This is a genomic window from Pseudomonas sp. NPDC089395 (assembly GCF_044749525.1).
In the GTDB taxonomy this organism is placed as follows: Bacteria; Pseudomonadota; Gammaproteobacteria; order Pseudomonadales; family Pseudomonadaceae; genus Aquipseudomonas.
In genome coordinates this window covers 499,246-520,669 of record NZ_JBIVID010000003.1, presented here as the reverse complement: position 1 = coordinate 520,669, position 21,424 = coordinate 499,246, and the positions used below count along the sequence as shown (strand labels likewise).

Here is a 21,424-nt window from a genome sequence, read left to right as displayed (position 1 = left end):
CTCTCGCACTGGTTGGCGTTCAGATTTCTTTTTGGTTGGCATACATGCACCTCTTACTCATGTTATGCCCGAACACAAAATTTCTGACACCCTCCGTCGTACCAACAAAGCTGGCAACCATGGCCTATCAGACATAGGCACGTTGCAACAAATGTAGGAGCGGATTCATCCGCGATGCGCCGCGCGGGCGGCGCTCGATCTCACAGGCGCAAAATCCCCAACGCCAAGCACCCAATGCGCCACCGCGACACTAGAGCTGAATAGCTTTGATCTCGACAAACTCGCTCAACCCCTCCTCCCCCCACTCCCGCCCATTCCCCGATTGCTTGTACCCCCCAAACGGCGCCTGGTAATTGAACGCCCCACCATTGACGAAGCACTGCCCCGCCCGCATTTGCCGCGCCAGCTGCAACGCCTTGTCCCGGCTCCCGGCCCAAACGCCGCTGGACAGCCCGAACGGCGAATCGTTGGCGAGCGCAATCCCCTCAGCCTCATCGCCATAAGGAATCAGGCACAACACCGGCCCAAAGATCTCCTCCTGGGCAATACGCATCCGGTTGTTCACATCAGCGAAAATCGTCGGCGGCACATAGAACCCGCGTTCGAACCCCGGCGCCGTCTCCCCGCCACACAACAACCGCGCGCCCTCCTCCAGCCCGACCCGAATGTACTCCTGCACCGTGCGCCGCTGCCCCGCCGAACACATCGGCCCGAGGAAACTGCGCGGGTCCTGCGGGTCACCCATCACCAACCCACGCGCCTCGTCCACAGCAATCTCTACTGCCTCGGCATAACGCGACGCCGGCAACAGCATCCGAGTCAGCGCCGTGCAGGTCTGCCCGGAGTTGATCATCACATCCTGCACGCCATAGCGCACCGCCGCCTCAAGGTCCGCATCCGCCGTGATCAGCAACGGCGACTTGCCCCCCAGTTCAAGGCACACGCGCTTCACCGACGGCGCCGCCGCCTCGGACACCCGCACACCGGCACCGGTGGAGCCGGTGAACGAGACCATGTCCACCTGCGGATGCCGCGCCAGCGCCTCACCCACCTTCGACCCCGGCCCGCTGACCAGGTTGAACACCCCAGCCGGCAGCCCGATGGCCTCGATCATCTCGGCCAGCAAAAACGCATGCAGCGGGGTTTCCTGACTTGGCTTGACCACCACCGTGCAGCCGGCAGCCAAGGCCGGTGCCAGCTTGCCGATCAGCTGGTGCAGCGGGTAGTTCCAAGGGTTGATGAACGCACACACGCCCACCGCCTCGCGATACACCCGCGAGTTGCCAACTTCCCGCACCTCGTCCATCAAGCCGGCCAACTCGATGTACTGCTCGAGTCCGGCAATCGGCCCGTCGACCTGCACCGACCGGCACCATTGCACGGGCATGCCCAGTTCAGCGGTAATCACGCTGGCCATCTCGTCGGCACGCGCCTTGAGCTGCTCGACCAGGTCACGTATGAAGCCGGCCCGCACGCTGGATGAGGTCCGCGACCAGTCGGCGAACGCCCTGCGCGCTGCATCGACCGCCCGGTTCACATCTTCTTCGTTGCCCAGCGGCACTTTGCCCGCGACCGCCTCGCTGGCCGGGTCGATCACCTCAGCCATGCCCTGCCCCACCGGCTGCTGCCAGCGGCCATTGATGAACAAGCGGCTGTATTCACGCATTGCGCTGCGCCTCCATCAGCTCGCGGGCACACAGGGCGATGCGTCGGCAGGCTTCGCGCAGGGGGTCGGCACCCAGCACCAGGCCCAGGCGGATATGCCCGGCCGCACTCGGGCCAAAGGCTTCACCCGCCAGCACCGACACGCCATGCAGATCGAGCAGGCGATTGGAAAAGTCCTGCGCGCTGAGCCCGGTCTCGCGGATATCGACCATCACGAACATCCCGCCATCGGGCTTGAGTGCCCGCACGCCTGGGCAGTCGGCAAGGCTTGCGCACACCAGGTCACGGCGCTGACGGTAGGCTTCGCGCATGGCTTCCAGCTCCGGCAACTGCAGCTCCAGCGCCGCCACGGCTGCATCCTGGATGAAATCGGGCGAACCGTAGAGCATGCACAGCGCCAGGTTTTCCAGGTGTCCGGCCAGCGCCGGCGAGCCGACCACCCAGCCAACCCGCCAACCGGTCATGGCATGGGACTTGGACAAGCTGTTCAGCGTCGCCGTGCGCTCGGCCATGCCCGGCAGGCTGGCGGGGCTGATGTGTTCGCCGTCGAACAGCAGCTCGCTGTACACCTCGTCGCTGATCAGCCACAAGTCATGGGCGATGCACAGTTCTGCCAGGGCCTCCCAGGTGCTGCGCGGCAGGCTGGCGCCGGAGGGGTTGTGCGGGCTGTTCAGGGCCAGGGCACGGGTGCGCGGGGTGATGCGCGCCGCGACGTCTTCGGGCTGCACGCGAAAACCGTGCTCCGAACGCACCGGCACCGGCACGACCTTGGCACCGCAGGCGCCGAACACCGCTTCGTAGGTGACATACATCGGCTCGGCGACGATCACCTCATCGCCCGGCTCCAGCACGCACTGCGCCACGCAGAACAGCGCGCACTGCGCCCCGGCCAGCACCGTCACCTGGTCGGCCGTCACCGCCTGGCCGCTGCGCTGCTGGTGACGACGGGCGATGGCCTCGCGCAGGCGGCGCTTGCCGCGCACATCGGAATAATGGGTGTGCCCGGCCTGCAAGCTGTCCACTGCCGCCTGGACAATGGGCGCCGGGGTGTCGAAGTCCGGGTCGCCTACCGACAGCAGCAGCACGTCGCGGCCCTGTTCGAGCATGGCCAGGGCGCGGTAGTGGATCTCCCAGGCAGCAGCGCCGTCACCGGCGATTCGTTGGGTCAATGAGGAAAAACGCATGGCAAGTATCCTGTTGTGCGGGATGGGCTCAGCGCGCGCAGGCGTGCTTGAGCTCGATCAGGGTCACGCCGTTGCGGGCGAAGCCGCCGCGCAAGTCCCGTTGCAGTTCATCGAGGCTCTGCGGCTCGGCCACCGTGCAGCCGAACGCGCGGGCAAGGCCAGCGAAGTCCGGGTTGCGCGGCAGTACGCCGATAGGCTCGATGTCCAGGTTGAGCATATCGTCGCGGATCTGGCCGAGTGCGTCGTTGTTCCACAGCAGCACCACCAGCGGGCGGTCCAGTTCCTCGACTGCAGTGGCCAGCTCCTGCGCCGTATAGAGAAAGCCTCCGTCACCGACCAGCACCAGCCCCGGGCGGTCGGCGCTGCCGAACATCCCGCCAATCCCCGCCGGCAGGCCGTAGCCAAGGGTGCCGTAGCCGGTCGGGTGCAGCCAGCTGCGTGGCGCCCGGCTGTTGAAGACGTAGTTGCCGGTGTAGGCCAGCTGGGTCATGTCGGTGCTGATGAAGGCATTGTCCGGCAGCGCTGCGGCGATCCGGGCCAGAATGGACTGGTGGATCGACTGCAAGGGGCCATGGCTCGCCTGCACGGCGCTGCGCAGACGCACCACCGCAGCACTGGCCTGGGTGGCATCACGGGCGCTGTCCGGCAGCTGTTCGAGCAGCGCCGCCACGGTCTGCCGGGCATCGCCGTGCAACGCCACCGCGCAGGGGTAGAAGTCGTTGAACTTGCGCGGGTCGATATCCACGCGCAGCAGCTCGCCGTTCAGTGGCAGGCGCTCGCGCCAGAAGTCGGTGTCGGCCATCTCGGTGCCGACTGCCAGCACCACATCGGCTTCGGCGATCAGCTCCCAGCCCGCTTCCACACACAGGGTAGAGCCGGCGTTGAGGGGCGAGTCCAGCGGCGCCAGCCCTTTGCCGGCCACGCTGGTGAAGAACGGCGCGGCCAGGCGCTTGCTCAACAACTGCAGCTCGGCACCCGCCTGCAGCGCGCCACCGCCGGCGATGATCATCGGGCGCTTGGCTGCCGCCAGCTTGCTGGCTGCCTGTTCCAGGCTCTGGGCATTGGCCGGGCCGCGCGCGGGACGGCGCACCACCTCATGGCTCCAGTCCCGCGCCACCGGCGCCGCCAGCACGTCCAGCGGCACCGAGATATGCACCGGGCGCGGGCGCTCGCTGTCGAACACGGCGTAGGCGCGGGCGATCAGCTCGGGCAGGTCCTCGGCCTTCAGGGCCACGGCCGAGAAGGCGGTGATCGGCGCGGTCATGGCGCGCTGATCCTGGGTTTCGTGCAGGCAGCCCCAGCCTTTGCCCAGGCTCGCGGTGTGGTTGACGCTGGAGATCACCAGCATTGGGATCGAGTCGGCATAGGCCTGGCCGATGGCGGTGGCCGCGTTGGTCACGCCGGGGCCGGTGATGATGAAGCACACCCCCGGCTTGCCGCTGACCCGGGCATAGCCGTCGGCCATGAAGCCGGCACCCTGCTCGTGGCGCGTCAGGACGTGGCGGATGCCACTGCCGGGCAGGCCGCGATACAGCTCCAGGGTATGTACACCGGGAATACCGAAGACGGTATCGACGCCGTAGTTGGCCAGCAGGCGCACCAACGCCTGGCCCCCAGTGAGTGTTGGGTTCGTCATGTTCATGTCCTTACACCTGGCCGAGGCGGATCAAGGCATCGACCGCGGTGGTGCCAGTGGCACCGACCATCAATGGGTTCACATCCAGCTCCAAAAGCTGGCTGGCGTTCTCGCAGGCGTAGTCGGCCACGGCACGGATGGCCGCGACCAGCGCGTCCAGGTCCGCTGCCGGCTTGCCACGAAAGCCTTGCAGCAGCGCCGCGCTGCGCAGGCCGAGCAGCGCATTGCGGATGGCGCCGTCGGTGGTCGGCAGCAGCAAGCTCTTGCTGTCCTTGAGCAGCTCGACGAGGATGCCGCCCGCGCCAATCACCAGCGCCAGGCCGAAGTCCGGCTCGCGCTTGATGCCGACGATCAGCTCGGCCAGTGGCGCACTGGCCATGGGTTCAAGCAGGACCTGGTCGAAGGGAACCTCTGGCGCGTAGGCGGCAATGCGTGTGCGCATCAGCTCCAGTGCGCGGCCGAGCGCCGCCTCGTCGCCAAGGTTCAGCGCCACGGCACCGGCTTCGGTCTTGTGCGGCAACTGCGCGCTGACGGCCTTGAGCACCAGCGGGAAGCCGACCTCGCGGGCATCGGCCAGCGCGTTCTGCGGGCTGCTCAACACGCCATTCGGGATGGGCAGGCCGAAGCCACGCAGGGCCTGTTTCGATTCCCACTCGTTGAGCAGCTGACTGTCACCGGCAAGCGCCTGCGGGCACAGCGGCACCAGCGCCGACTCGCCCAGCGCCAGCAAGGCCTGACGTTTCTGCGCGTAGCGGGCCACCCGGCCCCATGCTGCCAGGCCATCCTCCACCCCTTGCAGCGCCGGTACACCGGCAGCGTGCAAGCGCTCGCGGGCGCTGGCCGGCAGCAGCTCGGGGAAGGCCGAGGTGACGAAGCCGGTCTTGCCGTGGCGTTTGAGCGCCGCGCAGTACAGCTCCAGCAGCAGGTCGCATTCCTTGCGCTCGCCGGTGAATTCGGCGGGGTAGTCCAGCACCAGCATCGCGGCGTCGGCGTCGCTGCGCAGGGCACTGTCGAGCATGCGTTGCTTGGCCGGGCCGTCGCCCCAGATCGCCGTGGTGAAGTCCAGCGGGTTGACCAGGTTGGCGTAGGCCGGCAGCACCTGGGCCAGTTCCTCGACCTGGCTAGCGTCGAGTGCCGGCAGGCGTAGCTGATTGCATTCCGAGTAGTCGGCGATCAGCCCCGCATCGCCGCCCGAGCAGGCCAGCGCGATCAGGCTGTCACCCTTGGGCAGGTTGCCGCAGGCGGCGGCCTTGAGTGTTTCGACGAAGCTGACCGGGCCGCTGACGCGGATCACGCCCAGGCGTTCGAACAGGCTGTCGTAGAGGGCGTCGGAGCCGGACAGCGAGCTGGTGTGACTGAGCGCCAGCTCGGCGCCGATCTGCGACACGCCGGTCTTCAGCGCAATGATCGGGATGCCCTTCTCCAGCGCCTTGTGGGCCGCGCGAGCGAAGCCTGGCACGTTCTTCAGGCCTTCCAGGTGCAGGCCGATGGCCGTCACGCGGGGCTCGTCGAGCAGCACGTCCATCAGCTCGGCGATGCCCAGCTGCGCCTGGTTACCGACCGAGGCCATGTAGGCCACCGGCAGCGAACGGTCGCTCATCGACAGGTTGTAGGCGAAGTTGCCGCTCTGGGTCAGCACCGCCACGCCCTTCTCCACCGCCTTGCCGCCATGGGCCACGGGCCACAGGGCGGAACTGTGCAGGTAGTCGAGCAGGCCGTAGCAGTTGGGCCCGAGCAGGGCCATGTCGCCGGCGGCGGCAAGCAGCTGCTGTTGCAGGGCCTGGCCCTCGGCGCCGCTTTCGGCGAAGCCCGAGGCGTAGCAGATCGCCCCGCCCGCGCCTTTGGCGGCGAGTTCGGCGACACAGGTCAGGGTCAGTTCGCGGTTGGTGGCGATGAACACCGCGTCCGGCGCGCAGGGCAGCTCGGCCACGCTGCACACGCAGGGGACGCCGTCGATGCTGTCCTGCTGCGGGTTCACCAGCCACATCTGGCCTTGGTAGCCGCCGTCGGCGCAGCGCTTGAGCGCGCGGGCCATGCTGCGCCCGCCGACGAAAGCCAGGTGCCGGGGGGCCAGCAGGCGTTTTAGGTTGTCACGAATGGCTTGCGACATGGCGATTCTCCGGTCCGGTCAGCGCAGCAGTGGGCGCAGCAGTTCGCGGGAGATGATGTGCCGCTGGATCTCCGAGGTGCCTTCCCAGATCCGCTCGATCCGCGCGTTGCGCCAGATGCGCTCGACCGGTCCCTCGTCCATCAGGCCCATGCCACCGTAGATCTGCACCGCCTCGTCGGCGACCTTGCCGAGCACTTCGCTGGCGAACAGCTTGGCCATGCCGGCCTCGCCGTCGGTCATGCTGCCCTGGTCCATCTTCCAGGCGGTGTGCAGGGTCAGCAGTTCAGCGGCGCGAATCTGCGTGGCCATGTCGGCGAGCTTGAACGACACGCCCTGGTAGGTGCCGATCGGCTGGCCGAACTGCTTGCGGTCGGCCGCCCATTGCAGCGACACGTCCAGCGCGCGCTGGGCCTGACCGACGCAGTTGGCCGCGACCATCACCCGGCCTGCGGTCAGCCAGGCGTTGGCCACGTCCCAGCCCTTGCCGACTTCGCCGAGTACCTTGGCGGCCGGCACCTTGCAGTCGTCGAAGAACAGCTCGTAGGTGTGGTAGCCACGGTTGCTCACGCATTTCGGGCCGCGGCGGATGGTCATGCCCGGGGTGCCGCGGTCGACCAGGAACGCGGTCACGGCGTTGCGCTTCTTGCCGTTGTGCTCATAGGTGTCGGTTACAGCAAAGACGATGGCGAAGTCGGCGTGCCCGGCATGGCTGATGAAGTGCTTGCTGCCGTTGATGACGAAGTCGTCACCTTCACGCACGGCGCGGGTCTTGATCGAGTTGGCGTCGGAGCCGGCACCCGGTTCGGTGAGGGCGAAGCAGTCGGTCTTCTCGCCACGGATACACGGCAGCAGGTAGTCCTCGACCTGCTGGCCGGTGCAGGCCATGAGGATCTTCGAAGGCCGCGCGACGAACACGTGCAGGGCCCAGGAGACTTTCGACAACTCGCGTTCGATCAGGGCCTGGGACAGGTAGTCGAGGCCACCGCCTCCCACTTCCTCGGGCATGTTGAACGCATAGAAGCCGGCAGCAATGGCCTTGCCACGGATCTGCGCGGCAAGTTGCGGGGAGACTTCGTCGGCGCGGTCCACGGCCTCTTCATGGGGCAGCAGCTCCTTGGCGACGAAGCTGCGTACGGCATCCACCAACATTTCTTGTTCTTGGGTCAGTTGGAAATTCATGGCCTGTTCCTGGGTAACCGGGGAATGAGTGAGTGCTTACTTGCCGGTGAAGCGCGGCGCGCGTTTTTCCGTGGCCGCACGCAGGGCTTCGGCGCCGTCTTCGCTGCGCCCGCAGAGCAGGCCGGCGGCGAGTTCTGCGCTGAGCTGCTCGGCAAGCGTGCGCGAGGCGCCGTCGCGGATCAGGCGCTTGGCCTGGGCGAAGGCGAAGGTCGGGCCCTGGGCCAGGCGCGCAGCCAGTTCGGCGGTAGCAGTTGGCAGCTGGTCGTCGGCGACCACTTCACCGACCAGGCCGGCCGCCAGGGCGCGCTCGGCACCCCAGAGTTCGTCGAGGAACAGCAGGCGCTTGGCCTGCTCGCTGCCGATCAGCCGTGGCAGGTGCCAGCTGGCACCGGCGTCCGGCGAGTAGGCCATGCTCGTGTAGCCGGCCTTGAAGCGCGCCGACTGGGCAGCCAGACGCAGGTCGCAGCACAGCGACAGGTCCATCCCGGCGCCGACGGCGGTGCCGTTGATGGCGGCGATGGTGGGCTTGTCCAGGCTGTGCAGGCACTGCATCAGGGCGTGGGCGGTTTCGGTCCAGCCGTAGGTTTCCAGGGCGCCACGGGCCTCGGCCTCGGCCCATTCGGCGAGGTCGGCGCCGGCGCAGAAGCTGCGGCCAGTGCCGGTCAGTACCACCACGCGCACGGCCGGGTCGGTGTTGTACGCCTCAAGGGTGGCGTGCAGGTTCTTCAGGGTTGGAATGTCCAGCGCGTTGCGCTGTTCGGGGCGGTTCAGGGTGATCCAGGCGACGCCGGCTTCAACCTGCGTGAGTAGGGACGACGGAGCGGTCATGACGGGCCTCGAATTATTGTGATGGGGGTAAGACCTGAGGCTCATGCTAAACGAGTGTTCAGTAAGGAGGCAATTGGCGAGGAAGCGGTGTTACAACTTCGAACAATAGTGAAATATCAGGAACGGATCCGAATCGTGTTTGGCCAACAGGCGCATGCCGACAGGTTTTCAGCGCCTATGAAATCGAGCGCCGCGCGGGCGGCGCTCGATCTCATAGGCGCTGCAAAGACACCGGCGAACACCTACCAGCCCCTTCTCATGCCACCGGCACTTCCAACCCAACCCCCTGACGCTTGCGCTGCACCAGGAAATAAGCCGCATAGCACAGCGCAATGAACCCAAAGCCCCAATACAACGAAGGCCGCTGCGTCTCATCCATCGCCAGGAACACAAACAGCGAGCTGCACAGGGTGATGCACAGCAACGGCACCAGCGGATACAGCGGCGCCCGGTACTTGAGCTCGCTCAACTGCCCGCCATCACGCAGGAACTGCTGACGGAACCGGTACTGCGCCAAGGCAATCACGATCCAGGTCACCGTGCCCGACATCCCGCTCACCGCCATCAGCACCATGAACAGGGTGTCTGCGGCGACGAAGCTGGTCATCAGCGAGACCAGCGCAAAGCACAGGGTGATGAACAGGGCGCGCAACGGCACGCCGCGGCTGCTCAGCGGCGACAGGCTCTTGGGCGCCATGCCGGTCTTGGACATCGCCCAGAGGATGCGGGTAGACGCATAGAGGCCGGAGTTGCCCACCGAGAGAATCGCGGTGAGGATCACGAAGTTCATCAGGTCCGCCGCAAAGGGAATGCCGACCATGTCGAACACCTGCACGAACGGGCTTTCCATCAGCCCGGCCTGCTGCCACGGCACGATGGCCGAGAGCACCACGATCGCCAGCACATAGAAGATCAGCACACGGAACACCACGTTGCGCACGGCGCGCGGGATGCTCTTCTCCGGCTGGTCGGTCTCGCCCGCCGCCACGCCCATGATCTCGCAGCCCTGGAAGGCATAGACCACGGTCATCATCACGGCGAACACCGCCGACAAGCCATTGGGGAACAGCGAATCGCCGATCAGGTTGCTCATCATCGGTGCCGGCTCCCCGCTGGTCAGCGGGATGGCGCCGAAGATCACCAGCACGCCGACGATGATGAAGCCGAGAATCGCCGCCACCTTGATGCCGGCGAACCAGTATTCCGCCTCACCGAAGGCACGGGTGGCCAGCGCGTTGATGCCGAACAGCACCGCGACGAACAGCGCCGACCAGTACCAGATCGGCACCCCGGGGAACCAGCGTTCCATCAGCATGCCGGCGGCGGTGAACTCAAGGCCCACGGTGGTCGCCCAGCTCATCCAGTACACCCAGCCGATCATGAAGCCCGTGGCCGGGCCGATGAATTTCGTCGCATGGGCCTGGAACGAGCCGGACACCGGCATCTGCACCGACAGCTCACCCAGGCAGACCATCACCAGGTACATCAGGAAACCGGCCACCAGGTACGCCAGGATCGCGCCCACCGGCCCGCCCTGGTTGATGGTCACGCCCGAACCCATGAACAGCCCGGTGCCGATCACGCCACCGAGCGAGAGCATGAAGATGTGCCGGCTCTTCAATGCCCGTGTGAGGTGGATACCTTCAGCTTTACGGCCTTTCATTATTATTATCTCCAATAAGCGTCGAAGACCGCGTGTGCAGCGGTTGACCCCGATTATTGGAAAGCGATGTAAGCCCCGGTTGAACGTAAAGATCAAAGATGTAAAAAGTCGTAAGATTTTTGTCGCTCAGCCCGCCAGCAGTTCAGCCAGGCTGTCTTCGCCGCGCTGCAGGTGCTCGCGCAGCACGTCGGCCATTGCCCGCACGCCAGGTTTGTCGCGTGCCGAGGCGCTTTCTTCCAGCTGCCGCAAGGTCGCAGCCAGGCCACACAAGCCCATGGAATCGCTGCTGCCCGCCAGTCGATGGGCCAGGTGGGTCACCTCGGTGCAGTCACCCGCCTCGACCGCTTCGAGCAGGGGCTGGCGGTGTTGCGCCAGGGCGTCCAGCAACGAGGCCAGCAGGCCCTGCAGCTTCTGCTCGCCCAGCAGCATGCGGTGCGTGTCGAGTAGCTCGTGGTCAAGCCAGGTGGGCGTTGCCGATTGTTCCTCCAGGCCCTGCCCGGCCAGGGCCTGGCGCAGGTTGGCAAGTTTCAGCGGCTTGCCCAGCACGCCCTGCATACCCGCAGCGAGGTAGGCACGCACCAGCGCCGGCTGGACGCTGGCCGTCAGCGCCAGGATGCGCGTCTCGCGGTTGGGCGTGTGGCCGGCGCGGACCTGCCGGCACAGCTCAACACCACTGATGCCCGGCAGGTGCACATCCAGCAGCAGCAGGTCGAAGCGCCGCTGCGCGCACAGCTCAAGCCCCTGCTCGGCATCCTCGGCCAACCACACCTTGTGCCCGTCGCGCTCCAGCAGCCCGCGCACCACTTCACGATTCAAGGCCACGTCTTCCACCACCAGAATTTCCAGCGGCGCCGCGCTGGGAAGCGCTCGCGCGAGTGCCTGGGGGGCCTGCGCCGTCGCCAGTTCCAGTTCGAACCAGAAGCAACTGCCCTCCCCCTCGCGGCTGCGCACGCCGATCTGCCCGCCCATCTGCTCCACCAGGTGCTTGCTGATCGCCAGCCCCAGGCCGGTGCCGCCATAGCGCCGCGCGACCGACTCGCTGGCCTGGACGAAACGGCCGAAGATCTTCGGCTGCATCGCCTCGCAGATGCCAATGCCGTCGTCGGTGACACTCAGCCGCAGGTGCTGGCGCCCAGGCGGTGACTGCAGCACCTGCACTTCGACCAGGATCTCGCCGCCCTCGGTGAACTTGATGGCATTGGCCAGCAGGTTGCTGAGCACCTGGCGCAGGTACTGCTCGGCGCCGTGCTGGTACGTGGCCAACTGCGGGTCGATGCGACAGAGCACCACGCTGTCATTGGCCAGCGCGCGGGGTTCGAGCAGGGTCAGCACCTCGTCGCACAGCTGGCGCAGGGAAAAATCGACGGCCTCGGGGTGGCTTTCGCCCTCTTCGAGGCGGGCGAAGTACAGCACTTCGTTGAGGATACCGAGCAGCCCCTCGCCAGCCTTGTACAAGGCCTCCAGTCGCTTGCGATCGTCTGCCGCGAGCCCCGCGCCACGCAGCAGTTCGGCCATGCCGAGGATGCCGTTCAGTGGCGTGCGCAGTTCATGGCTCATGGTGGCGAGGAAGCGCGACTTGGCCAGGTTGGCCGCTTCAGCATCATCCTTGGCGCGCATCAGGCTCGCGGTGCGCCGCTCGACCTGCTTCTGCAGCTCGTCGCGCTTGTCCTGCAAGGCCAGGCGGTCGCTTTCGCGACGTTCGATATCGCTGAGGATCGCCCGGCGCATGTCATCCAGCGCCAGCGCCACGCTGTCGATCTCGTCGCTGTGCGGGGAGCGGCGTTTGTTCAGGCGCAGCGGCTCGTGCCACTGCCCGGCACCGATGCGCCGGGCAAAATCCGCCATGACCTGCAGGTGGCGGGTGACCAGGCGGTAGAACAGCCCGGACAGCGCCAGCGCCAAGCCGCAGAGGAACACGCTCATCCACAACAGGCTGGTCAGCCCGGTGGCGAACAGCCGCCGGTGCACCGCGCCCAGGTCGATGCTCACCTCCAGTTCGCCCAGGTGGCGCGAGGGCCCGGAAGGTGGCTGGTAGTCCAGGGGAAAACGTTCGACCCGCAGCGGGCCCTGAGGCGACGGATCTCCTTGCTGCAAGGTGAAGTCGGCGCTGTTCAGACGCACCAGCGCCACGTCGGAAAAGTCCACCAGCCCGCGCAATTGCACGTTCAGCTGCTCCTGGTTCAGGTCCCAGAGGCTGCGCTCCAGGCTGGCCAGGTAACCCGCACGGATCAACGCCATGCGCGCATCGATCTCGCGCATCTCGCGGCGGTACTCGAAATACAGCTGCACACTGCTGGCCAGCACTGTGAAGCACAGGCTGAACAGCAGGATGAACAGCAGCAGCCGACGCAGCAGCCCCCCCGGTTGCAGGCGGGTCATGGCTGGCTGACCATGTCGCGGTAGGTGACCTCGCTTTCATGCAGCCAGCGCTCCAGTTCGCCGGCGTCGGTCATCTTCTGCAGCTGCGCGTCGACCTCGCTCATCCGCTCGCTCAGTGGCGAGCGGCGCGACACGGCCACGCGCAGGTAGTCGACGCTCAATGCCGCCGGCAACGCGACGATGTCCCGGGCACCGGGCAGGGACTCGACGAACAGCTGGCCGGTGCGCCGCTCCTGGATCACGAAGTCGATGCGCCCGCGTATCAGCTTGCCAAAGTTCTGCCCGCTGTCCGACACCCATTCGATGTTCTGGTGCTTGGCCACGAAGCGGTCGAACTCGGGGCCGTAACTTTCGCCAAACAGCAGCCCGCCGCGGTACTGGGCCAGGTCTTCGAGCTTGTCGAACTTGAGCGGGCGCTGGCGGTTGGCGAACACCGCCACCTCCTCGCGCAGCACCGGCACCTGGGAAAAGCGCATGGACTGGGCACGCTGCTCCGAGGTGTAGGCCAGCACCACATCCACCCGCCCTTCGGCGGCGTCGAGCAGGCAGCGCTGCCAGTTGCCCAGCACCACCATCTCGACCTGGTAGCCCAGCCGCCCGAACAGCTCGCGGACCACCGTCGGCGCCAGCCCGCGCGGCTGCTTGCCATCGCTCCAGGACACAGGGGGGTACACCGGATAATCGCAATAGCGAATGGTGTCTGCGGCCTGCAGCGCCGCGCTGGCCAGCAGCGCCAGCAAGCCGAGCAGGTAGTGGCTCACGCGGCCACGCTGGCGGTGAACAGGTAGCCGGCGCCGTGGATGGTGATGATCAGTTCAGGTTCGGCCGGGTCGTCGTGCAGCTTGCGCCGCAGGCGGCCGACCAGTACGTCGATGGAGCGGTCGTTGGGCACCCACTCGCGGTTGCGGATCTGGTCCATCAGCTGGTCGCGGCTCAGGGTATGGCCGCTGTTGCGCAGGAACACACTGAGCAACTGGAATTCGCCATGGGTCAGCAAGGTTTCGCCGCCTTGCGGATCGATCAGGCGGCGGCGGTCGCAGTCCAGCGACCAGTCGCCGAACTGCTTGAGGGTGACGTTGGCAGGCCCGGCCGGCCGGGAGCCCTGGGCGTGGCGCACGCGACGGATCAGGTTCTTCGCGCGGGACACCAGTTCACGGGGGTTGAGCGGTTTGCTCACGTAGTCGTCGGCGCCGCATTCCAGGCCGACGATGCGGTCGATCTCGTCGTTGCGCCCGGTGATCAGGATGATCCCCACTTCCGAGCGCACCCGCAGCTCGCGGGTCAAGGTCAGGCCGTCCTTGCCGGGCAGGCGAATGTCCAGCATCACCAGCTCCACCGGCTGTTCGGCCAACAGCGCTTCGGCTTGTTCCGCGGTCGCAGCGCAGTTGACGGTATAGCCTTCCTGGGACAGGTAGGCCTGGAGCAAGTCACGAATCAGCGGATCGTCGTCGACGATCAGTACGCGAGAGGTCATTGCGTAGGGTCCTGAAGCGCCCGTAGGCGTGTTTCTTATTAGAGTGCGCCAAGACTAGCGATTGCTGAACGGCCGATCAACAGCCCTCGCGGGTCAGGGTGAAACGTTGCCGACCGCCGGCCTGCAGGCCGTCGACCCAGGCTTCGCAGATCTGCACGCCCTGGGACGGGGTGAAGGTCCCCGGGTTCAGGCCCGACTCCAGCCACAGCCCGTCGAGCAGCGCACTGAGGCTGATGGCGGCAAGGTCCGCGTCGAAGTCTTCCCAGCCCTCCTCCCGCGCCAGTTCGCTGAGCAAGCTGCGCAGTTCGCGGCGGTATTCACCGTAGGAATGGTCGTGCACCTGGTTGATCGCCTCGGCGGTTTTCACCGCGCCCCAGAACGCCAGCCAGGCGTCGAGCAGCTGCGGGTCGAGCAGCTCGGCGCTGAACGAGCCACGGAAGAAGGCCGACAGGCGTTCGCGCGCGTTGGGCGCGACCTGGTCCATGGCCTCGCGCAGCAGTTGCATGACCCGGCCGGTGACGGCCATGTAAGCCTCGGCGACCAGCTCGTCCTTGCCGGAATAGTGATGGCTGATCAGGCCCACCGAGACACCGGCTTCGGCAGAAATCTTGCGGATCGAGGCGCCCTGGAAGCCATGACGCTTCAGGCAGGCCAGCGTGGCCTCGACCAGATTGGCCTTGCGCAGTTCGGGCAGCATGCGGCTGAAGCGGGCTTCCTGGGTCATCGGTCGTCCTCAAGCGGGGATAGTCCAGTTGAACGACTGTACAGCAAGTCGCCTGAAACGCGATACTCCGGCGACACCTGCTTCAGCCCCCCTCACAAAAACAACAGAGGCTCCTGATGACCGACCTGATCCAGCACGAACTCGACGAAGGCCTGCTGACCCTGCGCCTGAATCGCCCGGACAAGCTCAATGCCCTGACCAACGCCATGTACACGCGGCTGGCGGAGTTGTTCGAGTCGGCCAACAGCGACCCGCAGGTCGAGGTGATCGTGCTGACCGGCAGCGCCGAGTGCTTTACCGCCGGCAACGACTTGCCGGACTTCCTCGACCAGCCCCCGACCGACCTGCAAAGCCCAGTGTTTCGCATGATGTGGGCGGTGCTGGCACTGGACAAGCCGCTGATCGCTGCGGTTGCGGGGCCTGCGATCGGCATCGGCACCACCGTGCTGCTGCATTGCGACCAGGTACTGGTGACCCGCGACGCCAAGTTGCGCACGCCGTTCGTGCCGTTGGGCGTGTGCCCGGAGTTTGGCGCGAGCCTGTTGCTGCCACGGCTGCTAGGGCATGCCCGGGCTGCGCAGTTGTTGCTGTGCAGCCAACTGATCGACGGCGAGCGGGCGGTGCAGTGGGGCCTGGCGACCGAGCTGTTCGAGGATGGCGCACAGTGCCAGGCCGCCGCCACGAAGCTGGCGCGGCGCCTGCAGCAGTTGCCGGCCGATGCGCTGCGCATCAGCAAGCGCTTGCTCAAGGATGCGCATCGCGAAGAGCTGGCGGCGACGGTGGCCAAGGAAGGGCTGCTGTTCATCGAGCGGCTGAACAGTGATGAAGCGAAGGCTGCACTGGCGGCAATGGCGAAGCGCTAGGCTGCCTGAACCGGGTCTTGGCAGTCACTTGTGGGTATCAACTTGTGGGAGCGGGCTTGTCCCGCGAACCAGGGCGAAGCCCTGGCCATACACCTCTGTTGCCTGGGCCGGCCCTTTCGCGGGACAAGCCCGCTCCCACAAGTGAAGGCCATCGAGCCGCGACAAAGCTGCACATTTTCTGACCCCTGAAGCCAATCCTCCGCACACCCTCGCGCCCTACCCTTGGTTCGTAAGCAAACGCCTCCCCCAACAATAACCATCCAATGACCATCACCGAAGACGAAGCGTTCGGCCACGTGAATGAGCGAGTTGAGTTGGGCAATATCCATTTGGGGGGTGTCCAGCACGGTAATGGTGAATACAGTGAGCCAGTCAATCCCCGCCTATCCGCGAGTGAGACACGCGCCTAGGGTGATGGCACACAACTACGACACCAGAGGGTTTCCCATGGCCGAGAACGCTCCTCGCACGCCCGATCTGCTGCTGCACGCCGCCGAGCTGATGGCCGAATGTGGCTTTGCCGGCATGAGCATGCGCCAGCTGGCGGCGCGGTGCGGGTTGCAGTCGGGCAGCCTCTATCACCATGTGGCGAGCAAACAGGACCTGTTGCTGGATGTGCTGCTCGAGGTGCTGGCCCAACGCCTGGCTGCGTGGCACAACGGGTCGTTCAGTCGTGACGTGCCGGGTTACCTGCGATTTCTGCTGGCCCGTCAGCGCTCGCACCCGCACGAGGATCTGCTGCTGCGCCATGAAGCCCGGCACCTGACGAGCGACCAGTGGCACTGGCTGGACCAGGCGCATGGACGCCTGCGTGCGCCGCTGCTGACGTTCATCGACCAGGACCGGCGCGGGGCGCCCTTGCCGTGCACCGGCAAGGCTTGCGCCAGCGAGGCGATCTTTGCCCTGGTCGAGACAGCGCACGGCCTGCGCCGGCGCCCTGGGCCGGTGGACGAGGCCGGGATCGAGGCGTGGCTGATACAGGCAAGCACCGCCGTGCTCGGCGCCTGAGCCGATGAGAACGGCGGCAAGATCCCATTTCCCGAGCGGTCTGCCCCGGCTTGCCGGCGATAGGGCCCTAACTGGCTGCATGGGATCGTCCAGCTACCTTGTGTTCATTCCGGGCGGCTGTCGACGCACGCCTTGATCCGCCCACGCAACCATTTCAGACCCGGGTCTGCATCGAACCGGGCATGCCAGTAGGCAATCAGCTCGGGTGTAGGGAAATCGATCGGCGGCTCATGGCAGCTAAGGCCGAAAGTCCCGGCAAAAACCTGCGCAATCGGCCCTGGCAGATTGCAGATATACCCCGTCTGGGAAGCAATCACCGGCATCGCCATGAAGTTCTGCACCAGTACCCCCACGCGACGAGACAGGCCCTGGGCCTGGAGGGCCGCGTCGATGATGTTGCCGTGGCGCTGGTGGGTTTCGATCATCACTTGCGGCCGTTCCAGGTAGAGACCGAGCGGAAACCGTCCCGGTGGTACCCCTTCACGTTCCCAGATCAACGTGAGCAGCGGGACCGTGGTGATCGACTCCTCGCACAGGCCGGCAACCAGCGACGGCGGCGTACCGATCACCAGGTCGATTTCGCCATTCTCCAGCAGCGCTGGCAGGGCACTGCTCGGCGGTAGCGGCACCACTTCGATCATCACGCCGGGCGCTTCAAGGGCGATGTGCTGGATCAGTCTTGGCAGGATCAGGAATTCGACGAAATCACCGGACGCGATGCGGAACTTGCGCTGGGCCGTTGCCGGCAAAAAAGCCGCGGCGCCCTGCAGCGCCTCGTCCAGGCGACCCAACGCATCGCGCACCGGGCCAATCAGTTCGGCTGCACGTGCGGTCGGCACCAGGCCATGGCGTCCGTTGACGAACAGCTCGTCACCCAAGCGCTCGCGCAGGCGCCGCAGGGCATGACTGACCGCCGGTTGACTGAGTGCCAGGCGTTCACCGGCACGGGTGACATTCTGTGTGTCCCACAGGGTCGCGAATACCACGAGCAGGTTCAGGTCTAGCGTGCGGGTATTCATGCTGTTCATGGTCAGAATTCCACATATTCATTTCTCTCACTGTACAGGCTTTGATTAAGTGGCTCCATCGTTCCCCCGTACACGAGCCCAAGCATGAACAATAAAAAACCCCTGCAGTTTGGCTGGTTCATTCCCACCATTGGCGATACCACGGCCTTCAGCGATCCGAGCAAGAGCATCCCGCAGTCCCTGGAGCATTTCCAACGGGTAGCAGTCGCCGCCGAACAGGCCGGGTTCGACTATGTGCTGATCCCCGTGACCCCTTTCTGCTGGGATGCCTGGGTGACCGCCTCCTTCGTCATTGCCCGCACCCAGAAACTCAAGGCGCTGGTGGCGGTCAAGCCTGGGTTCCTCCATCCCGTCGCCCAGGCCAAGATGGTCACAACCTTCGACCAGATGTCCAAGGGGCGCATCTACCTCAACCTGATCGCCGGCCTGAGCGAGAAGGATGCCTACGCCGAGGGCCAGATCGTTTCCAAGGAAGCGCGCTACGAGCAGCTGGAAGAAGAAGTCGAGCTGATGAAACGGCTGTGGACCGAAGACGGCGTGGAATACGAAGGCCAGTACCACCAGGCGCGCAGCCCGAAAATCATACCGGCCCCCTTCCAGCAGCCCCATCCGCCGTTCTTCCTCGGTGGCGGTTCGGAGCAGGCAGCGGAAATCTCCGCGCGACACTCGTCGGTGCACCTGTTCTGGGGCGACTACCCGGAGCGGATCGCCGAGCAGATCAAGGACATGCGAGAGCGGGCGGCCAAGTATGGCCGCGGTGAGGCCATCGAGTTCGCCATGCGCCTGCAGATCATCTGCCGGGAAACCGAAGAGCAAGCCTGGGCCGCGGCAGATGCCCTGGTCAACGGCGCCGATCCGGCCTGGACCGAACAGGTCAAGACCATGATGGCCGAGTCGGTAGCCAACCAGCGCATGAAAGAGCTCTCCACCACTGCCGGTCGCAAGATGACGCCGCATCTGTGGACCGGCATCACCGAAGTGCGCCCCGGCGCAGGCATCGCCGTGGTGGGCAACCCGCAGCAAGTCGCCGACCAGTTGCAGGCGTTCGTCGACGCCGGTTGCAGCGGGTTCTGCCTGTCCGGCTACCCGCACCACGAGGAAGCAGAGCGCTTCGGCCGCCTGGTCATGCCGTTGCTCAATCGCTGAACCCGCGCACTCCTTCCCAATAACAATCAGCCGCCGGCACGCCCGGCGGCAACTGGAGTTCCATCGATGACCCGCCACCCATTCGACCCCAAGCAGTTCCGCCAAGCGCTCGGCGCCTTCACCACCGGTGTGACCATCGTCACCACCCGCGGCGCGGACGGCCAGGACTACGGACTGACTGCCAACAGCTTCAACTCGGTATCGATCGACCCGCCGATGGTGCTGTGGAGCATCAGCAAGGGCTCCTCGTCGGCCCACGCGTTCACCGAAGGCGCGGACTTCGCCGTGCATATCCTGGCCACCGACCAGGAGCCGTTGTCCAACCGTTTCGCCAAGAGCAGCACAGACAAGTTCGCCGGCCTCGAACTGCAGCGCGGCCCCAGCGACATCCCGCTACTGGCGGGCTGCTCGGCGCGCTTCCAGTGCAAGACCACCTATCAGTACGAAGGGGGTGATCACATCATCCTGGTTGGCGAAGTGCTCGCGTTCGACCGCTTCGAGAAGGCGCCGCTGGTGTTCCACAGTGGCGCCTACCGTCGCCTTGCACCTGTTTGGCAGCAACCGGACGCCGCGTTGTCGGCACGCTAACGCAGCACCGCGCGGCGACTTCACGCCGCGCGGCCCCGGTGACAGACCCAGCCTACGAGATGACCGACGATGTCGAGCACAACCACCCTCAAACCCACGGCCACGCCCTTGGCGGTGCGGCTGCAGCCCAGCCGTGGGCGAGCCAGCTATGCCCTCGCCGTACTGCTGCTTGCCTACGTGTTCTCGATCATGGACCGCCAAGTCCTCAGCCTGCTGGTCGGCCCGATCCAGCAATCACTGCACGTCAACGACACCTGGATGGGCGTGCTTCACGGTTTCACCTTTGCGGCCTTCTATTCGTTGGCGGGCCTGCCCATCGCGCGTCTGATCGACCGCGGCAATCGCCGCGCAATCATCGCCACCGGCATCGGTCTGTGGTGCCTGGCCACGGCTGCCAGCGGCCTGGCCAGCGAATTCTGGCACCTGTTGCTGGCCCGCGTCGGCGTGGCTGTTGGCGAGGCGGTGCTGCTGCCGGGTGCCGTGTCGCTGATCAGCGACCTGTTCGTGCCGGAGAAACGTGGCCGTGCCCTGGGGATATTCGGTGCCGGTGGCCCCATCGGAGTGGGTGGCGGCCTGCTCGCCACAGGGCTCGTGCTTGGCTACTTCAGCGCCCATCCGCTGACGCTGCCCATGCTCGGGACGTTGGCGCCCTGGCAGACCACGATGATGTCGATCGGCCTGCCGGGCCTGTTCATCCTGCTGTTGACACTTGGCATTCCTGAACCGCGACTGGGCCGTGTTGCGCAGATCACCCACACGCCTGCCACGCCGGCGGTGCCGCTGGGCGAGGTGCTGACGTTCCTGCGGGTCCATCGGCGTACCTTCGTCGCCATCCTGATCGGCATGGGCTGCTACAACGCCGCAGTGTATGGCGGCGGCGCCTGGGTACCCAGCTATCTGGTTCGCGCGTTCGGCTGGAGCTATGCCAAGGCCGGCACCGTCATGGGCCTGATCATGTGCATCAGTTCGCCACTGGGCGTGCTTGGCGCCAGTTGGCTGGGCGATTACTGGCGTCGACGCGGCGTGAGCAATGGCAACCTGCGCGTCGCGGTCCTCGCCAGCCTCTTGCTGCCGCTGAGCGCCACCCCGCTGCTGTTGGCACCCAGCGCCGCGCTGGCGCTGCCGTTCTTGGCCCTGAGTGCGGCGCTGTGGGTGTGCCTGTTCGGCGTCGGCCCAGCGCTGATCGTCGAAATAGCGCCTGCGCCCATGCGCGGCCAGTTCATCGCACTGTTCACCGGCGTACTCAACCTGCTCGGAGTCGGTATCGGCCCCGTCGCGGTGGGCGCCATCACCGACTACCTGCTGGTCGACTCCGCCGCCATCGGTCTTTCGCTGCTGATCGTCACGCTGCTTGCCTGCGCCCTGGCCTGCCCGCTGTTGCTGCTGGCCCAGCGCAGCTTTGCCAGCACCGCGCTAAAGGCACGCGAGTGGCAGCCTGCCAGTGCCCATTCGAACTAATCCTCCACCACCGAGAACACCCTCATGAGAACCCTCGAAGGCAGCTGCCTGTGCGGCGCCATCCACTACTCCAGCCACCTGGCGCCCCTGTCCACGGCCGTCTGCCATTGCAGTGACTGCCAGAAGCAGAGCGGCAGCGCCTTTTCGGTCAACCTGCTGGTGCAGGCCGAAGGCTTCCTGATCCAGGGCACCGGCCTTGCTTCGTACAGCAAGGCTGGCGGTAGCGGTTTGCCGGTCCGACGCTTTTTCTGCAGCGGCTGTGGCTCGGCTTTGTACTCGGAAATCACCACGATGCCGGGGCTGCTGGCCGTCAAGGCCGGGACCTTGAGCAAGCCGGCCAACACCCCGCCGAATCTGCACCTGTGGTGCGCTTCGGCACAACCTTGGGTCGTCATCGACCGTTCACTGCCGTGCTTCGAGCAGGCACCCAGCGAATAACCCCACCCCGGCCGGCTGACGGTAGACCGAAGCCGGTCTGGCCTGTTCAAACC

18 protein-coding genes are annotated in these 21,424 nt (G+C 66.0%); 6 read left to right on the top strand and 12 right to left on the bottom strand.

The genetic code is table 11. From position 1 onward, the window contains the following. Positions 1–250: 250 nt before the first annotated feature. From ACIPZG_RS10730 to ACIPZG_RS10680, 11 genes are all read right to left on the bottom strand, one after another. Entirely contained in the window at positions 251–1,666 is a 1,416-nt protein-coding gene (locus tag ACIPZG_RS10730) for an aldehyde dehydrogenase family protein (RefSeq protein ID WP_400713288.1), read from the bottom strand. After that, positions 1,659–2,849 (bottom strand): pyridoxal phosphate-dependent aminotransferase, encoded by a 1,191-nt coding sequence (locus ACIPZG_RS10725; RefSeq protein ID WP_400713285.1) that lies wholly within the window; start codon positions 2,847–2,849, stop codon positions 1,659–1,661. Before ACIPZG_RS10725 ends, ACIPZG_RS10730 begins: the two co-directional genes overlap by 8 nt. A gap of 28 nt (positions 2,850–2,877) precedes the next feature. Then, positions 2,878–4,485, bottom strand: coding sequence for a 5-guanidino-2-oxopentanoate decarboxylase (locus ACIPZG_RS10720; RefSeq protein WP_400713282.1), 1,608 nt, complete (start codon positions 4,483–4,485; stop codon positions 2,878–2,880). A 10-nt stretch (positions 4,486–4,495) separates the two neighbouring features. Beyond that, the gene (locus tag ACIPZG_RS10715) at positions 4,496–6,595 is read right to left on the bottom strand and encodes an acetate--CoA ligase family protein (protein ID WP_400713279.1); all 2,100 of its coding nucleotides are present in this window, start codon (positions 6,593–6,595) and stop codon (positions 4,496–4,498) included. Positions 6,596–6,613: 18 nt separating this feature from the next. Further along, positions 6,614–7,774: an acyl-CoA dehydrogenase family protein gene (locus ACIPZG_RS10710; RefSeq protein ID WP_400713276.1), complete on the bottom strand. Its 1,161-nt coding sequence runs from the start codon at positions 7,772–7,774 to the stop codon at positions 6,614–6,616. A 36-nt stretch (positions 7,775–7,810) separates the two neighbouring features. After that, positions 7,811–8,602: an enoyl-CoA hydratase/isomerase family protein gene (locus ACIPZG_RS10705; RefSeq protein ID WP_400713273.1), complete on the bottom strand. Its 792-nt coding sequence runs from the start codon at positions 8,600–8,602 to the stop codon at positions 7,811–7,813. 256 nt (positions 8,603–8,858) lie between these two features. After that, on the bottom strand, positions 8,859–10,265 hold the full coding sequence (locus tag ACIPZG_RS10700; protein ID WP_400713271.1) for an amino acid permease: 1,407 nt from the start codon (positions 10,263–10,265) through the stop codon (positions 8,859–8,861). Positions 10,266–10,391: 126 nt separating this feature from the next. After that, positions 10,392–12,644 (bottom strand): ATP-binding protein, encoded by a 2,253-nt coding sequence (locus ACIPZG_RS10695; protein ID WP_400713268.1) that lies wholly within the window; start codon positions 12,642–12,644, stop codon positions 10,392–10,394. Then, positions 12,641–13,405, bottom strand: a complete 765-nt coding sequence (locus ACIPZG_RS10690) for a substrate-binding periplasmic protein (protein WP_400713265.1) — start codon at positions 13,403–13,405, stop codon at positions 12,641–12,643. Before ACIPZG_RS10690 ends, ACIPZG_RS10695 begins: the two co-directional genes overlap by 4 nt. Then, positions 13,402–14,118, bottom strand: a complete 717-nt coding sequence (locus tag ACIPZG_RS10685; RefSeq protein WP_400713262.1) for a response regulator — start codon at positions 14,116–14,118, stop codon at positions 13,402–13,404. The genes ACIPZG_RS10690 and ACIPZG_RS10685 overlap by 4 nt, the downstream gene beginning before the upstream one ends. A 76-nt stretch (positions 14,119–14,194) precedes the next feature. After that, positions 14,195–14,842, bottom strand: a complete 648-nt coding sequence (locus tag ACIPZG_RS10680; RefSeq protein WP_008093403.1) for a TetR family transcriptional regulator C-terminal domain-containing protein — start codon at positions 14,840–14,842, stop codon at positions 14,195–14,197. Between the two features lie 116 nt (positions 14,843–14,958). On the opposite strand from ACIPZG_RS10680, the gene ACIPZG_RS10675 reads away from it, so the two are divergent. After that, complete coding sequence (locus tag ACIPZG_RS10675) at positions 14,959–15,705, top strand: enoyl-CoA hydratase-related protein (RefSeq protein ID WP_400639831.1); 747 nt, start codon at positions 14,959–14,961, stop codon at positions 15,703–15,705. A 447-nt stretch (positions 15,706–16,152) separates the two neighbouring features. After that, positions 16,153–16,713 carry a TetR/AcrR family transcriptional regulator gene (locus ACIPZG_RS10670; protein ID WP_400713259.1) on the top strand — a complete coding sequence of 187 codons (561 nt, stop codon included), beginning with the start codon at positions 16,153–16,155 and terminating at the stop codon, positions 16,711–16,713. 104 nt (positions 16,714–16,817) lie between these two features. On the opposite strand, the gene ACIPZG_RS10665 is transcribed toward ACIPZG_RS10670, so the two are convergent. Next, entirely contained in the window at positions 16,818–17,741 is a 924-nt protein-coding gene (locus ACIPZG_RS10665; RefSeq protein WP_400713256.1) for a LysR family transcriptional regulator, read from the bottom strand. A gap of 84 nt (positions 17,742–17,825) precedes the next feature. Between ACIPZG_RS10665 and ACIPZG_RS10660 the strand changes: the two genes are divergently transcribed. From ACIPZG_RS10660 to ACIPZG_RS10645, 4 genes are all read left to right on the top strand, one after another. Next, positions 17,826–18,887, top strand: a complete 1,062-nt coding sequence (locus ACIPZG_RS10660; RefSeq protein WP_400713253.1) for an LLM class flavin-dependent oxidoreductase — start codon at positions 17,826–17,828, stop codon at positions 18,885–18,887. 66 nt (positions 18,888–18,953) lie between these two features. Beyond that, a complete protein-coding gene (locus tag ACIPZG_RS10655) occupies positions 18,954–19,475 on the top strand; it encodes a flavin reductase family protein (protein WP_400713250.1) in 522 nt (173 codons plus the stop codon). 69 nt (positions 19,476–19,544) lie between these two features. After that, positions 19,545–20,933 (top strand): MFS transporter, encoded by a 1,389-nt coding sequence (locus tag ACIPZG_RS10650; RefSeq protein WP_400713248.1) that lies wholly within the window; start codon positions 19,545–19,547, stop codon positions 20,931–20,933. A 24-nt stretch (positions 20,934–20,957) separates the two neighbouring features. After that, a complete protein-coding gene (locus ACIPZG_RS10645; RefSeq protein ID WP_400713245.1) occupies positions 20,958–21,371 on the top strand; it encodes a GFA family protein in 414 nt (137 codons plus the stop codon). Positions 21,372–21,424 lie beyond the last annotated feature (53 nt).

What these genes read in the sequence shown, in the direction of transcription:
- ACIPZG_RS10670 (WP_400713259.1), top strand. Translation starts at nt 16,153, where the DNA reads ATGGCCGAGAACGCTCCTCGCACGCCCGATCTGCTGCTGCACGCCGCC.
- ACIPZG_RS10700 (WP_400713271.1), bottom strand. Translation starts at nt 10,265, where the DNA reads ATGAAAGGCCGTAAAGCTGAAGGTATCCACCTCACACGGGCATTGAAG.
- ACIPZG_RS10710 (WP_400713276.1), bottom strand. Translation starts at nt 7,774, where the DNA reads ATGAATTTCCAACTGACCCAAGAACAAGAAATGTTGGTGGATGCCGTA.
- ACIPZG_RS10675 (WP_400639831.1), top strand. Translation starts at nt 14,959, where the DNA reads ATGACCGACCTGATCCAGCACGAACTCGACGAAGGCCTGCTGACCCTG.
- ACIPZG_RS10695 (WP_400713268.1), bottom strand. Translation starts at nt 12,644, where the DNA reads ATGACCCGCCTGCAACCGGGGGGGCTGCTGCGTCGGCTGCTGCTGTTC.
- ACIPZG_RS10730 (WP_400713288.1), bottom strand. Translation starts at nt 1,666, where the DNA reads ATGCGTGAATACAGCCGCTTGTTCATCAATGGCCGCTGGCAGCAGCCG.
- ACIPZG_RS10680 (WP_008093403.1), bottom strand. Translation starts at nt 14,842, where the DNA reads ATGACCCAGGAAGCCCGCTTCAGCCGCATGCTGCCCGAACTGCGCAAG.
- ACIPZG_RS10705 (WP_400713273.1), bottom strand. Translation starts at nt 8,602, where the DNA reads ATGACCGCTCCGTCGTCCCTACTCACGCAGGTTGAAGCCGGCGTCGCC.
- ACIPZG_RS10715 (WP_400713279.1), bottom strand. Translation starts at nt 6,595, where the DNA reads ATGTCGCAAGCCATTCGTGACAACCTAAAACGCCTGCTGGCCCCCCGG.
- ACIPZG_RS10685 (WP_400713262.1), bottom strand. Translation starts at nt 14,118, where the DNA reads ATGACCTCTCGCGTACTGATCGTCGACGACGATCCGCTGATTCGTGAC.
- ACIPZG_RS10655 (WP_400713250.1), top strand. Translation starts at nt 18,954, where the DNA reads ATGACCCGCCACCCATTCGACCCCAAGCAGTTCCGCCAAGCGCTCGGC.
- ACIPZG_RS10660 (WP_400713253.1), top strand. Translation starts at nt 17,826, where the DNA reads ATGAACAATAAAAAACCCCTGCAGTTTGGCTGGTTCATTCCCACCATT.
- ACIPZG_RS10665 (WP_400713256.1), bottom strand. Translation starts at nt 17,741, where the DNA reads ATGAACAGCATGAATACCCGCACGCTAGACCTGAACCTGCTCGTGGTA.
- ACIPZG_RS10725 (WP_400713285.1), bottom strand. Translation starts at nt 2,849, where the DNA reads ATGCGTTTTTCCTCATTGACCCAACGAATCGCCGGTGACGGCGCTGCT.
- ACIPZG_RS10650 (WP_400713248.1), top strand. Translation starts at nt 19,545, where the DNA reads ATGTCGAGCACAACCACCCTCAAACCCACGGCCACGCCCTTGGCGGTG.
- ACIPZG_RS10720 (WP_400713282.1), bottom strand. Translation starts at nt 4,485, where the DNA reads ATGACGAACCCAACACTCACTGGGGGCCAGGCGTTGGTGCGCCTGCTG.
- ACIPZG_RS10645 (WP_400713245.1), top strand. Translation starts at nt 20,958, where the DNA reads ATGAGAACCCTCGAAGGCAGCTGCCTGTGCGGCGCCATCCACTACTCC.